This window comes from Agaribacterium sp. ZY112 (genome assembly GCF_041346925.1).
GTDB lineage: Bacteria > Pseudomonadota > Gammaproteobacteria > Pseudomonadales > Cellvibrionaceae > Agaribacterium.
Genome location: NZ_CP166840.1, coordinates 270,244 through 285,313 on the forward strand (window position 1 = coordinate 270,244; position 15,070 = coordinate 285,313).

Annotated in this window: 8 protein-coding genes; all 8 read right to left on the reverse strand. The window is 45.4% G+C overall.

From position 1 onward, the window contains the following. Positions 1-7: 7 nt before the first annotated feature. On the reverse strand, positions 8-3,661 hold the full coding sequence (locus AB1S55_RS01265; protein WP_370979963.1) for a DUF637 domain-containing protein: 3,654 nt from the start codon (positions 3,659-3,661) through the stop codon (positions 8-10). A gap of 17 nt (positions 3,662-3,678) precedes the next feature. Then, on the reverse strand, positions 3,679-6,633 hold the full coding sequence (locus AB1S55_RS01270; protein ID WP_370979964.1) for a hypothetical protein: 2,955 nt from the start codon (positions 6,631-6,633) through the stop codon (positions 3,679-3,681). Positions 6,634-7,184: 551 nt separating this feature from the next. Then, entirely contained in the window at positions 7,185-8,021 is an 837-nt protein-coding gene (locus tag AB1S55_RS01275; protein WP_370979965.1) for a MipA/OmpV family protein, read from the reverse strand. 237 nt (positions 8,022-8,258) lie between these two features. Beyond that, entirely contained in the window at positions 8,259-10,382 is a 2,124-nt protein-coding gene (gene pnp, locus AB1S55_RS01280; protein ID WP_370979966.1) for a polyribonucleotide nucleotidyltransferase, read from the reverse strand. 170 nt (positions 10,383-10,552) lie between these two features. Continuing rightward, entirely contained in the window at positions 10,553-10,813 is a 261-nt protein-coding gene (rpsO, locus tag AB1S55_RS01285; protein ID WP_370979967.1) for a 30S ribosomal protein S15, read from the reverse strand. A gap of 134 nt (positions 10,814-10,947) precedes the next feature. Further along, positions 10,948-11,883 carry a tRNA pseudouridine(55) synthase TruB gene (truB, locus tag AB1S55_RS01290; protein WP_370979968.1) on the reverse strand — a complete coding sequence of 312 codons (936 nt, stop codon included), beginning with the start codon at positions 11,881-11,883 and terminating at the stop codon, positions 10,948-10,950. Next, positions 11,883-12,284, reverse strand: coding sequence for a 30S ribosome-binding factor RbfA (gene rbfA / locus AB1S55_RS01295; protein ID WP_370979969.1), 402 nt, complete (start codon positions 12,282-12,284; stop codon positions 11,883-11,885). Before rbfA ends, truB begins: the two co-directional genes overlap by 1 nt. Continuing rightward, a complete protein-coding gene (gene infB / locus AB1S55_RS01300) occupies positions 12,284-15,034 on the reverse strand; it encodes a translation initiation factor IF-2 (RefSeq protein WP_370979970.1) in 2,751 nt (916 codons plus the stop codon). Before infB ends, rbfA begins: the two co-directional genes overlap by 1 nt. Positions 15,035-15,070 lie beyond the last annotated feature (36 nt).

Here is a 15,070-nt window from a genome sequence, read left to right on the forward strand (position 1 = left end):
GCCTCCCTTACGGCTCATTAATAAAATAATCTAAAGTCTCTTTAAATACTGAACCGCCATCAGGATCCCTAGGGTTTAAAACAACAAATGTTTCAGTAGGAAGATCATAAAAATATTCTCGCCCTCCATTAGCAAGCCGTTGATGAGTAGGATATGTCATAACTTTCTCGATATGCTTTGCAAACTCCTCCCTTGTCTCAACAAACGGAAAGTATCCATCGTCAGTCACATGCTTAAACGCATGACCATTTGCAAGCCTTACAGACTCTTCCTGGGCTTTTAACTGACGCTTCAATAACGCCTTACTTTCATTAGTCACCCCATAATGATTAACGGGGCTATTAAGATCTGTAACTTGGTTACTACTCTTTAGAAAAAACTTACCCGCAAACTTGCCAACAATCGGAATTGCAAGCAACACAGTCTCGTAACTTACTGCCCCTCCCCCAGATATGCGCTTAATTTCAACTACAGTTGAGCACCCAGTCATATCACAAGCAAACGCCCCAAGACTCTCTACAGCCTCCCCTAAATCTTCCAGAAAATTTAGTGCTCCCAACATTCCCTGCTGCCCTGGAGTTCCTTCTGAAAAAACTATTGGCGTATCCAAATCAAACCCTACCGGCTCAGTCCAGGCACAAGGCTGACCATTAAACTGCCCACTCATAGCACATGCCGTTTCCTTATCTAAGTGGCGAGCTCTTGATTCCGACTTTACAGCTGCAGCGGCCTCCAGTTTAGCCACCAGATCGGGATCTTCTTTTACATCGTAGCCATTAGGGTAAGTACTCCCAAAATGCCATTTACCCTCTTCATCTTGCCATCTATACCCACTGGAAACCTTCTCAGCCAGAAGAGTTTCCCTGTCATCAAGAGCATTAAAACGTGCTGCAGTGTATCCAGCAGTTGCAGCAATATTCACATCCATACCAGCAACAAATGCTGAAACAGCAGCCGACAGCTTAGCCATATCTGCACCACGAGCAACGAGTAAATCCGCCTGATACATAACCTCGTCAAGAGGAAGGGCTCCATCGGGCCCTATAGCCTCGTTAGCCCACTCCAACATATCCTCATCTAAGCCCTCACTGTAATATTGCCCCACTAACTCGCCCACCACAGCGCCACCTGCTCCACTTTGACAAGCCATATTGGAATCTATTTCACCCTCAGAAATAGAAGCACTAGCAACACCCGATATACAGCCTGCACCTGCATGCGCAACATATTGAATCGCGGTATTAATATGCCCATTCTCTGCGGCATCACCAATAGCCGTAGCCATTTTCTGACCTATCGTATTGACAGCAGTCATTGCAATGCTTTGACCTAGAGCATCGCCAAAATCAGAGAAATCACCTTCATTAATAGCCGTTTGCACACCCGCCGACACCACAGAATTAGCAAATGCTTGAGTTGCCTGGCCAGTAAGCGATAACTCTCTTGGCGCTGAAAACAGCCATGAATCATCTACTTTATTTACATCAACTTCAGTGAAGAATTCGGCGCTAACTTGGTTCATAGCCCAAGCAGTTACCATGGAGGTGGCTATCGTTCTTGCACCTTGCTCACTAAGAATGGACTCATACGCGGCCTCAAACACTTCCAATGGATTCTCTCCATTTACCGCCGCATTGGCGGAAGCTTGAGCAGCCAAGGTCGCCATAGAAGCTACCGCCGCCTGCGTAACAGCTACTGTTGTTGCATGCGCGGTTGCAGCCGCTGCGGCTGTCATACCATGTGCTGCTCCTACCAAAGCCGCACCAGCCCCCATCGTCGCTACTGCAGCCACGATGGCAATAACTGCCATAGCTGCCGCATTCAGTGAGGTATCGTGCTTATCCCAACTCTTATAAACAACATCTACTTCTTCCCAATCAATACCCGTTGTCTCGTCATAATAGAGATCAGCAACCCATTCCATGCCCTCAATTTCTTGAAATGCATCGACCTGATCTTTAAGGCTTAAGCCTTCTTTACCTCCATATTGAATATGGATTGATTGTGCTGCCTCAACCGAGAAGCCTCCAACAATACTGTTATAAACTGCTGTTTCGCGTGTATGACCACGATTTATTGTTGAGGTGGTAAACAAGTTTTCTTTTACATTGCTGTAACTATAATGATCATTTTCTTTAGCCAACAATAACTTCAGCGCACCGCCTGCAGCAGATACGCTGGTACCATCCACCGAAGTAATATCAGCAGCCCTTAAAGTAATATCACCAAACTCACTGCGAATAGTGATGCCTTTACCCGCATCTAAGAAAGATCGAATAGCAACCGATTTGTAGGCCTCTTCAGTCTCACTTCCCCGCTGATAATAACTCTGCGTTGAACTCAACTGATCCTGGACAGTTATCCCCATCCCGGCCAACAAACTAATATGCCCAGAGTCGGAAATTATTTCAGAAGCATCAATTAATATTTTACCAGCGGCCATTAACTCGATGGTATCTTCAGCGGTAATATAAGACTGTAAATATGAGGTAGCAGAGCGGCTCTCTTGCGCCGAACCATAACGAGATGAACTACTACTAAAGATAGGCAAGCCAGCAACAACAATATCGCCAGCTGAGCTTAAAGTGACACTGCCTTCATTTGCAGAGACCTTTGCTCCAAGGATTTTAATATCTTCAACTGTACTTTCTAAAGTAATACTACCATCAGTCGAGTTAATGCTGGCGATCGTGCCGTATGAAGTCCCTTGCTCATAACCCAGATCATAACGGTATACGATAGTATGGTTATGAATACTTTTCCCAGAAATATCTAAGTTACCGTTAGCACTTATAATGCTTGATGCGTTATCAAAGGTTCCGCCTGCAACAATTTTTAAGTTGCCTTCACCGGTCAATCTGGAGTTCGTAAACTGTATACCTTGAGTAGCATTTATAAATGTATTACGAGCAGTCCTAATATCAACATTAGTTGCATCAAACGCTTCAAAGTTTGCCCAACCACTTATTTCATTTGTGTTTCTTGTGATCTTTTGATCTTTAACGGTTTCTTTAGTGAGATAAACAATAGGCACAATAACCGAACGACCATTAATCGTTCTAAGCTCAGGCCACACCATGTCTTTACCTAAACCACTATCGGTTTGATCTAGGCTTAAAGGCACACCATATTTCACATGTGGCGGCCGCGCCTCATTATTTAAATAGTCATAGGCATTTGAATACAGCTCATCTAACTGGGCAGCTTCATTACTGAATTCTCTTTTTATACTTCGCCCAAGTAATGCTTGTATTTGTGTACGTACATAACGGGCCTGTGCCGATACGGTGCCAACATAATCATACTGTCTATGGGTTGTTATAAACGTAGTGATATCGCCCACTGCGATAGGCACGTAGGTAGTAGGGCTGATTAAATCTGAATTAGCTTTAAGCGTTTCCTGATATAGCCACTCCGAGCTTTTTAAACCACTGCTCGACCACTCCAAATAATGTGGTGTTTCGTATTCATAACTTGAGTTTTTTGCATCAAGGTATATTGGGTTGCTTGCAAAGTCGCTCTGAATCACTGGTGTATTAAGCACTTGGGCTAGCGCTGGAGTGAGCGGGTTCATGAGCACAAGTGCACTTAATGCATATGCGGTTATACGTTTAATAATTTTTTTACTCACAGAACCTTGTTCTTTGGCAACTATATTCACGTTATTGTTTCCCTTACTCACGATGCCAGCCCCCACCAATCAAACTCATCAAATACGGCGGTAAACTTCTCTTTTACCGAGCTGTAATATCCTTTAATCAATGAGAAAACAGACACCTGTTTTGTTTCGCCTGTTGTACCGGCCACAGTATATGGTGTTGTATCAACATCGGAAGGACTCCCATGATTAACAGTTCGCCCATTCAGACCACTAAGCTCCTCATCTTCATCGTAATACGTATCTGTATAAGTAGTTTGTTTTATTCCATTCAAAATCACACTACCAGTATTAATAGCCTGCCCCATATTAAAGTCCCAACCGTATTGAGTAACCCCCCTAGAGCGATATGCCGTCCCATTGTATTTGTGCGACTGCAAGGTAGTTTTCCCTGGAATATTCCCCTGCGCGCCTATATAAGCTTCACTATAATAAGTAGTTGTTTTAGACGTTTGACTAGGAATTCTGTATTCGTTAGAGGCTTGTTTTAATAAATATTCAAATGGATTTATTGTTTCTGCAGAATAAATTGATTGATCAGCGTCAAATCCTCCTCCAATAGAAAACAAGGCGTCCAGCTCTCTAGGATTCTTAACAATGCTGCGTGTACCACCTGCATTTGCATCATTAGTAACCGCTGTACTATGCTCGCTAATACCTTGATTTTCTAAACCTACGCTTTTTAATAGTGGTGAAGTTAAAGCGCCACCTTTAAAAAACTCTACATAGCCAAGCATGTTGGCAAAGAAGTGGCTTGCCCGTATATTTACCGCCCCCATTGACGAGAAAAATCCAGGAGGTGAATAAACAGCCGTTACTGTCGTATAGGTTTCTTTAGTCGACTGAACGTAGTCCCAATACTCTTTATTGAGCTCTTCAAAACTCGATGTTAAATACGTAGCTACTCGATAGCGCTGATTAATTAAACGCTTAGTATTAATATTGACAATACCATCAGGTCCATTTTGCAATAAAATAGCTGAAGCGTTCAGGATATATTCTGCTGCTGTAGCAATATTAGAACTATTAACAGGGCCACTTATAGCCAGTTCGTTATCTGCTAAAACTGCAACCTGAGTAATACGTCTACGATCTAACTCAACCGCAGACTGCTCCTCTCCTAGTCGAGAGTAATAAGGGTTTATATTTTCAAACGCTTTGGCTTTAATCTTTACATCACGACCGATTATGTGTGCGGTATTTTCACTTGCCATAGTAAGCGCAGAGCTTTGTACAACGGATACTTTATTTGGGACGAGATAAAAAGCCCCCAACTCAGTACTGTTATAGTTATAAGATGCAATCATAGAATTGGGAGCGAGGAAAGCCTGTAAAAACTCTGAGCTCTCCAAGTTCAACATTCCATTAAAGCTTACCATTGGCGTTCGATAAGGGGTTCTGGAACCATTTCTTACAACACCACCTGAAGATTCCAGCTCAATCAACTGGGCTTGAATCACACCTCCATACTGGTTGACCAATGTATCTTCTGTCGTTATAAATACTCTGTTTGTTGCCGAAACATTAGCTTCATTGGTAAATGAGCCTGAGGCCATCTCTACTACTGGTGCATTTAAATCTGCATAATTATTAATGGCCCCACGCGCGATTAGTTGTACTTTAGGCGTCGTGATTCTTGCTGTACTACGAAGTACTGCATTCTCAGCCGAGCGAATGACTAGGTGTGACTCATCTAGAATTCGCCCTGAAACATCAACCCGCCCCCCCAGAGACAAACTCTGTAAAGTCACGCCAGGGCTAGGCAGATTAATTTCACCGTTATAACTGACACCACTCAAGGCATCGACGCGACTATCTACTGTACCTGTAAAAAATAAACTTCCCGCTGAACTAACACTAACTCTTGGCGCCTTTAAGACCCCATTAATTAATGTCTCTCCATCACCAGTAAGATTTACGATAGAAGCGTATTCGTATTCCCATGTAAACCCGCCGGAGACCACATCGATAGCTCCTGTACCCAACTTATAAGAACCATGAGGAACTGCGCTGTAGGCAATATCAGCTCCACTTATATTCTTCATTGCAGGCTGATTGATATCGACCACACCATTGATCGTTATATTTTGTGCAACAACATCTAAACCAATAGCTCCTGGTGCATAAAGTCCTTTTAGCCATATCCGAGCCGGGCCGGAATCAAATATACCAAGGGCGGATGCGTCCGAGGGAATATTCTTACCCTCACTTGAAAGCAATGACAGGCGCAGGACATTGTTGATCTCACAATTATTACAAGCCAGCATATTTGAATCTGTTGCTATAAACACGAGATCTGAAGCTGGGCCAACAATATCAATCACAGAGGAAAGGTTGGCACCACGCACTAAGAAAACAATAGTTTTAGCTGACGAAATGGCTTCACCAGTGACGCGGTCATAACTGGGCGTATTAGAGATAAAGAGCGGGGAAGTCACACCAAAATCTGAAAACTCGTTAATCGATATACCGTGTTCATTAGGTGGTGCAACGTAAATAATATCTCGACCAGACATGCCCTCAGATTCAAAACGAGCACCAGATATTGGAGTAATTGTTGTTGCTAAACCGTTCGTTGAAAGAACAGGAGCTTGTGGCACCCCTCCCAAACTGACGGAAGGAGCTTGTCCCAAGTTATCTCTAACCTCCACTGAAACAACAGGGCTATATGTTCCAACACCATTGCCATAAACAACTCTCATCCGGTATTGATAAATGCCGGGCAATCGGTCATCAATTGCGATACTAGTAAGCCTATCCGGGCTTGGGTATGTATTTGCAATACCTCCCCAAGCACCTCCCGGAGCTTTTTCTTCAGGGACAGCAATATAGTTGTCCCCACCATAAGAAATTATATAATCTCCATCACTATCAAATGTAGGTACATTTGGAGAATTTACAGCATAAGCATTAAGTGAGAATAAAAACCCACAAAAGGCTAGTATTATCAAACGGGAGTGAGACCAGCTCGGCATAACAGGGTTGTCCATTATGGTGGGGAATATAAGAGCGGATATAGCTTCAAAACACTAAAGGGGAGAGAAAGATTAATAGAACACTAACCCTACAAATATTGCCTGATCTTAATCAAAAACATAAAACATGCTCTTTGATTAACACTCACACCTTGATCGTCAAGCCTTCCTAGAAAATCTGATTATATAAGAAAAAACGCCAATCAGACAACAGACACGACACACCCAATATAGTATTAACAATATGTCTGCAAAGTACTATTCATAAGAACTTTAATTAGCAAAACTATAAAACATCGAACATAAAAATAAGCAGTAGAAAAGTACAAACTCAAGAAGAAAGGAGCCATATGAAACATATAACCCTACTGCACATCCTAGCGCTTACAGCCACCCTCTCTCATGCAGGCGGAGACTCATGTTCAGGACAAGGAAATAATTTCCAGATAATCACCACAATTAAAACCCTTAGCGGAAGCTAAGACGAGCATAATAAGGATACTGGCAAATTACTCGGTCTAATTAAGAAGAGGCACTAAGTAAGCCCCGAACTACCTTGTCCAAAAGGTCCTAGCCAATAACAAACTCACTGCAAAATAATCATTGGTTTCAACTAGCGGACTGTTTTGTGCGAAGTCGGTTCCGCTTAGGTTGTCGTAGCGCAAAGCAATACCATAACGCCAAGGGCCTCGGCGCTGAGTAATAGAGCTTTTAAAGTAAGTTCCGCTATAACCCGCTTTGGCGTTGTAATAAGGCCGATCGGGCAAGACAAACTCGTCATCCACTTGGTAATAATAATCGTGGTAACTTTCATCCGCCCAGGTCACACCTAAGGAGGTGGAGTAGCGCCAATCTTTTTCTTCGTGCTGCTCTTTGGTCCAGGTGACTTTGGGGTTAAAGACATAACCCACGTATTCCACTCCGGATAGGCTTGCACCAAAAACACCACGCACAGGCATGCGCAATACCCAACCGTCGTCATTCACATTGCCATCGAGAGCGATATTTAATGAAGGACCTAATTCAAAGGTGGAATCTAGCTCGGGCATGTCGCGGCGTAGATAATTGTCATCTCGGCCGCCACTTAGAGCGACTTCACCACTAACGGTAAATTCCCAGTAGAGCTCTTTAATGAGCTCTCCACGCAGGCCTTTCCTATCAATTTTAATTCGGTCTCCGCGATAAATTAAATACGGCACCGGCAGAGCTTTGGCGCCGTAACTTTTTGAGCCTCGGTAGTCGGCTAGATACTGAGCACCAAGGGCCACACCTAATTCAATTTTAGGTTTGTGCTCGTAGTCGTCAGCACTTGTGTTCTCACCTGTTTCAACGGCCAGCGCTGGCACTGACAAACAACAGGATAAAAACGTTAATACAAATTTGTTCATACATTTCTCAGAAACAGGAAAGGTCGACGGAAATATCAATACCGTGCAAAACATGAATTTGCTAAAAACAACTGAGATGCGGCGTGTATCCATATAGCCATATGCTGCTAGTGCTCTCGTCTACTTTCAGCAAATCGATGTTGTCTAAATGCGCAGGGTAATAAGCATCTCAATTATCAACTTTCTTACAGACATAAAAAAGCCCGCAGAAGCGGGCTTTTTAAAACAACAGGGCAATTACGCTTCTGGAGCTTCGTCTTCAGCAGATTCTTCAGCCGCTGGCGGATCTAGCAATTCTTTAATAGAAAGCTTGATACGGCCACGGTTATCTACATCTAGACACTTAACTTTTACTTCTTGACCTTCTTCTAGGTAGTCACTGACGCTTTTAACACGCTCGTGAGCGATCTGGCTGATGTGAACCAAACCGTCTTTTCCTGGAAGGAAGGTAACAAAGGCACCAAAGTCTACGATACGAGCAACAACACCGTCGTAAACTGCACCGATTTCAGCTTCAGCTGTAATTTCTTCAACTTTAGCAATCGCTGCACTTAAACAGTCGCCGTCTGGAGCATAGATCTTAAGTGTACCGTCGTCTTCAATATCGATAGAGCACTGAGTCTCTTCAGTAATAGCGCGGATGGTTGCACCACCTTTACCGATAACGTCGCGGATCTTGTCTGGATCGATCTTAGTCTGGTGGAACTGAGGCGCGTTTTCAGAAAGAACCTGACGAGGCGCATCGATCACTTTGTTCATCTCAGCAAGGATGTGCAAACGTGCTTGCAAAGCCTGCTCTAAAGCGATGGTCATGATCTCTTCGTTGATGCCTTCGATCTTGATATCCATCTGCAAAGCAGTGATACCAGCTGAAGTACCAGCTACTTTAAAGTCCATGTCACCTAGGTGATCTTCGTCACCCAAGATGTCGGTCAATACTGCAAAGCCGTCGTCTTCTTTGATAAGACCCATGGCGATACCAGCAACAGGCGCGCTTACAGGTACACCAGCATCCATCAATGCCAAGCTAGTACCACACACAGAAGCCATAGAGCTTGAGCCGTTAGATTCGGTGATCTCACTAACTACACGAATGGTGTAAGGGAAGTCATCTTGGCTAGGAAGCGTAGCGGCAATACCGCGACGAGCCAAACGACCGTGACCGATTTCACGACGGCCAGTTGCACCAATACGACCACACTCACCTACAGAGTAAGGAGGGAAGTTGTAGTGAAGCATAAACGGGTCTTTGCGCTCGCCTTCAAGGGCGTCGATGATTTGTGCATCACGAGCGGAACCAAGCGTGGCAACAACCAATGCTTGAGTCTCACCACGGGTGAACAAAGCTGAACCGTGAACCTTAGGAAGAACGCCAGCTTCAACTGCCAAACCGCGAACGGTGCTGTTGTCACGACCATCAATACGAGGTTCGCCGTTAATAACTGCGCGACGTACGGTTTGCTTCTCGATTTTAGAGAATACAGATTTCACTTCGTCAGCATCGACTTCCTCAGAAGCAAGCTGAGCAACAGCTGCGTCGCGAACTTCGCCTAAGCGAGCGTAACGAGCCATTTTGTCAGTGATACGATAAGCTTCAGCTACTTGAGCACCAAAACCATCTTTAACTTGGGCGATAAGTGCGTCGTTAGAAGCTGGTGCTTCCCAAACCCACTTTTCTTTACCGGCTTCAGCAACCAAGGCGTTAACGGCTTCGATAACAGCCTGTAGCTCTTGGTGAGCGTAAAGCACAGCGCCAAGCATGATGTCTTCAGGAAGCTCAGAAGCTTCTGATTCAACCATCAATACCGCGTCTTTAGTACCGGCAACAACCATGTCCAACTCAGACTCTTTTAAGCCACTGTGAGTTGGGTTTAGGATGTAACCTGCTTCTTGAGTGTAACCAACACGTGCCGCACCAATTGGGCCAGCAAAAGGAACACCAGAAATAGCCAACGCTGCAGAAGTACCGATCATCGCGCAGATATCTGGGTCGATGTCTTTTTCAGCTGAAACAACGGTACACAGTACCTGAACTTCGTTTTGGAAGCCGTTCGGGAACAGTGGACGGATAGGACGGTCGATTAGACGTGAAGTCAGAGTCTCTTTTTCAGAAGGACGCGCTTCACGCTTAAGGAAGCCACCAGGGATTTTACCGGCAGCGTAATATTTTTCTTGATAATGTACAGACAGCGGGAAGAAGTCTTGACCTTCTTTGGCGCTTTTAGCGGCTACCACAGTACAAAGTACGGTAGTTTCACCAATGCTTACAACTACTGCACCAGTAGCCTGACGAGCGACACGCCCTGTCTCTAGAGTTACGGTTTGATTACCGTACTGAAATTGCTTTTTAACGGGATTCACTATTTTGCCCTTTTCCAGTTTTACTTTTACTTCTATATATTTAATTTTAAAGCTGGGAAGCTCTGAGCAGTGCTCTTAGTTAAGCCGCTATAACTGGCCTTAAAAACCCTGTTCAGAACTTCCCGATGAAACAACAAAAAATGCCCGCGCAAGGCGGGCATTTCCGGTTCCTAGCGACGCAGGCCCAGCTTTTTGATCAGCTCGGCGTAAGCGCTGAGGTCTTTACCTTTAAGATAATCAAGTAACTTACGACGCTGGTTTACCATACGAATCAAACCACGACGACTGTGATTGTCTTTCTTATGATCAGCGAAGTGACCTTGAAGCTTGTTGATATTTGCAGTCAACAAAGCAACTTGTACTTGAGTTGAACCAGTTTGGCCGCCGTTATCAGCGACGATTGCTTGTTTCTCTTGAGCGCTCAATGCCATGGAGCTTTACCTCTAAAATTACTGTGAATATGCAAAACCAGCCGATCGCACAAACAATCATGCTGGGCTCTACGGCCTACCCGTGCATATTTACAGGCAGGTCGTTGTTCAATTCAGCTCAACAAGAACTGAATCTAGACCACTAAACGCTTTGGCGCCAAGCAGCCATCGTCCGTTATCTGGGCTAGACCTAGAAAACGTCCTGATTCTTCGAAAACGCGCACGGTATCACCTTCATCACCAATTTGATAGACCCGAATGTCCATCAAACGTTGGCCGCGGCCAAAGTAGAATGCGCCATCTTCGTCTAAGTCTATTTTAGGCAGACTAGCGACCGGGGCATCCATAGGCTGAAGGTGGTAATCAAGCACCTCGGCAAGCTGCTCACCGCGCTCGGCTTCCAGCTCATCTAAGTCCAAAGCCTGGCTTTCATCAAACGCCCCACTCTGGATACGATGCAAAGTTTTAACTCTAGCACCCACACCAAGAACCTCACCTAAATCGGCAGCTAAACTGCGCACATAGGTGCCTTTGGTGCAGTGAATTTCTACTTCGACGTAAGCGCGCTCACCAGCTTCAAAACTTAAAAGCTCATAGCTATGAATGGTTACTGTACGCGCTTTGCGCTCGACTTCAATGCCCTGACGCGCCAATTTATAAAGCGGCTGGCCATTTACTTTAAGTGCTGAATACATAGGCGGCACTTGGTCAATTTCACCACGAAACGCTTGCATGGCCTCTTCGACCGCAGCTTGGGTGATTTGTGCCGCACTGGTTTCTTGCAATATGTCGCCATCAGCATCAGCCGTATCGCTAACCACCCCTAACTCAAAGATTGAGCGGTAGGCTTTATCGGCATCAAGTAAATACTGTGAGAACTTAGTCGCCTCACCAAAGCACAGGGGCAATACGCCCGTTGCTAAAGGATCTAAAGCACCGGTGTGGCCAGCCTTATTGGCAAAGAATAACCGCTTAGCGCGCTGCAATATACCGTTAGAGGTCACACCTGCCGGTTTATTGATAACTAGCACACCATCGAGCTTGCGCCCAAATTTACGTCTACGCCCCATTAAGCCTTATCGCCCTGCTCTTCAAGATCATCGTCAACACGCTTATCAGCGGCAATGGCCTGATCGATTTTGTGACTAAGCTTCTGACCTTCTACGGCAACTTTGTCATAGACAAAAAAGACACGTGGAACGATACGCATTTTTACGTCTTTAGCGATTAAAGTACGAATATAAGGTGCGGCTTCGTTAAGCACATCAATGGCAGCATCAATGTCTTTTTGCTCATACAAACCAATAAAGGTGGTAAATACTTTGGCCGACGTTAAATCGTTAGGTACGTGAACCGCATTGATATTAGGCATACCAATGCGAGGGTCACGCATCTCTGAGCGCAGTATTTCAGCAATACTACGCTGCAGAGCATCGGCTACGCGATCTGCGCGCTTAAACTCACGTGCCACTAGCTAAGCTCTCGCGCTACGTGTTTAACTTCAAAGACTTCGATCTGATCGCCGACTTTAACGTCGTAGTTCTTCACACCGATACCACATTCCATACCGTTGCGCACTTCGTTAACGTCATCTTTAAAGCGACGTAGTGATTCAAGCTCGCCCTCGAAGATAACAACGTTGTCACGTAATACACGGATAGGCTTGTTACGTAATACGGTGCCTTCAGTCACCATACAACCAGCAACCTGGCCAAACTTAGGTGAACGGAATACGTCGCGAACTTCAGCATAACCCAAGAAGTCTTCAACACGCTCTGGTTCAAGCATGCCCGAAAGCGCAGATTTCACTTCATCAATAAGCTGATAAATAATGCTGTAGTAGCGAATCTCAATTGATTCTGCTTCGGCTAATTTCTTCGCGCTGTTATCAGCACGTACGTTAAACGCAAGTACGATAGCGCCAGACGTTAAGGCAAGGTTTACGTCGTTTTCGGTGATACCACCTACGCCATCACCAATGATGTTTACTTGAACCTCATCATTACCTAGATCCATTAACGCAGCCGAAATAGCTTCAAGTGAACCGCGCACGTCGGTTTTAACAACCACAGGTAAAACTTTCTTACCAACGTTGCTGCCGTCAAAACTTGCAAACATATTTTCAAGTTTGGCCGCTTGCTGACGCTTAAGCTTGTCTTGGCGTTCTTGCTCTGCACGGAACTGGCTCACTTCACGCGCTTTACGCTCATCGGCAACAACGAGGAATTCGTCACCCGCTTGCGGCGGAGAATCCAAACCAAGTAGTTCGACCGGCGTAGATGGGCCAGCTTCTTGTACCGTCTCGCCGCGCTCATTCATCATCGCACGCACTCGACCAAAGCTTTGACCTGCAAGCAAGATATCACCACGCTTAAGCTCACCACCTTGAACAAGAACGGTAGCGACAGCACCACGACCTTTATCCATACGTGATTCAACCACCACACCACGAGCAGGAACATCAACAGGCGCTTTAAGCTCAAGCAGCTCAGCCTGAAGCGCTACGGCTTCCAATAAAGCATCGATACCTTCACCGGTATGAGCCGATACTGGGATAAACTGAGTATCACCACCCCAATCTTCTGGGATAACTTCTTTCGCAGACAGCTCGTTCTTAACACGATCAGGGTCTGCAGACTCTTTATCCATTTTGTTAATAGCAACAACCATAGGCACGCCGGCCGCACGACTGTGCTGAACAGCTTCTTCTGTTTGCGGCATCACACCATCGTCGGCTGCAACAACCAAGATAACCACATCGGTACACTGGGCACCACGAGCACGCATTGCGGTAAACGCGGCGTGACCAGGGGTATCTAAGAAGGCCAACTCGCCGTGGCTAGTTTGTACTCGATAAGCACCAATGTGCTGAGTAATACCACCCGCTTCACCAGAGGCAACTTTTGCTTCACGGATATAATCAAGCAGTGAGGTTTTACCGTGGTCAACGTGTCCCATAACCGTAACGATAGGCGCACGTGTCACTTGCTGACTACCACTGTCAACGTCTTGCACAGACTCAGCCAACTTGTCTTCAACTTCAGTCGCACTAACCAGCTTGACATTATGGCCAAGCTCTTCAACAACCAACTGCGCTGTTTCTTGATCAATGCTTTGGTTCATAGTGGCCATGGTACCCATCTTCATTAGGGTCTTAACCACTTCACCAGCTTTTATACTCATGCGCTGAGCGAGATCACTCACAGTGATTTCTTCAGGCACTTCCACGTCGTAGGTAATCTTGCCTGTTGGCTTTTTAAAGCCGTGCTGATTAGCAAGCTTAATTTGCTTACGAGGCTTAGGAGAAGTGACCTTCTTGCGCTTATCGATGTGCAGAACTTCATTCACTTCTTCTGCATCTTCAGCGTAATCAAGAGCTGATTTAACCTTCTTAGGCCCTGCAACTTTCTTAACAGCTTTACCCGCTTTTTTGTGGTGTTTGCTGTTCTCTTCATCTTTATCAGCAGGTGTTGGCGCAGCTTTTAAATGCTTAGGCTTTTTCTCAGCACCTTTATTTGCAGCAGTATTAGCAGCAGGCTTAGCGCCTTTCGCTTTATCAGCAGCGGCTTTATCTTGCTTCGCTTTTTCTGCATCTTTACGTGCTTGAGCTACTTTTTCAGCTTCTACCTTTTTACGGGCAGCCGCTTGCTGACGCAGCAATTCGATATCATCGCTATAAGCACCAACAACTGCTTCTTGCTTAGGTGGCGCTTCTTTTTCAACAACGGGCTCTTCAACAACAGGTTCTGGCTCAGGCTCGGGTTCTGGCTCAGGCTCGGGTTCCGGCTCAGGTTCTGGCTCTACTACCGGCTCAGGCTCAACAACAGGCTCAGGTTCTACAGCCTCAACTTCCGGCGCTAGATTAGCAGTTTCTTCGACCTCTGCAGCTGCGGCCGCTTCAGCTTCTGCAACAAGCTCCGCTGGATCACGCTTCACATAAGTACGCTTTTTACGCACTTCAACATTAACGGTTTTACGTGAGCCACCACTGCCTGTTTTAAGGGTCGTGGTGGTTTTACGCTTAAGCGTAATTTTCTTTGGGGCTTCTGCGCTTTGACCATGGCTTGCTTTTAAGAAACCTAACAAGGTCTGCTTTTCTTCATCAGAAACCAAGTCATCGGCAGCAGTGTGCGTTAAGCCTGCCTGCTTCATTTGCGACAGAATACGATCGACTGAGGTGCCGACCGATTTGGCGAGTTCACTTACTGTTACGTCAGCCATAAATTCTTTCTTACCTACTCTGGTTTTATTCGGTTA

Excerpts from the sequence above, each read along its gene's own strand:
- AB1S55_RS01275 (WP_370979965.1), bottom strand. The coding sequence starts at position 8,021 with ATGAACAAATTTGTATTAACGTTTTTATCCTGTTGTTTGTCAGTGCCA.
- rpsO (WP_370979967.1), bottom strand. The coding sequence starts at position 10,813 with ATGGCATTGAGCGCTCAAGAGAAACAAGCAATCGTCGCTGATAACGGC.
- AB1S55_RS01270 (WP_370979964.1), bottom strand. The coding sequence starts at position 6,633 with ATGCCGAGCTGGTCTCACTCCCGTTTGATAATACTAGCCTTTTGTGGG.
- infB (WP_370979970.1), bottom strand. The coding sequence starts at position 15,034 with ATGGCTGACGTAACAGTAAGTGAACTCGCCAAATCGGTCGGCACCTCA.
- truB (WP_370979968.1), bottom strand. The coding sequence starts at position 11,883 with ATGGGGCGTAGACGTAAATTTGGGCGCAAGCTCGATGGTGTGCTAGTT.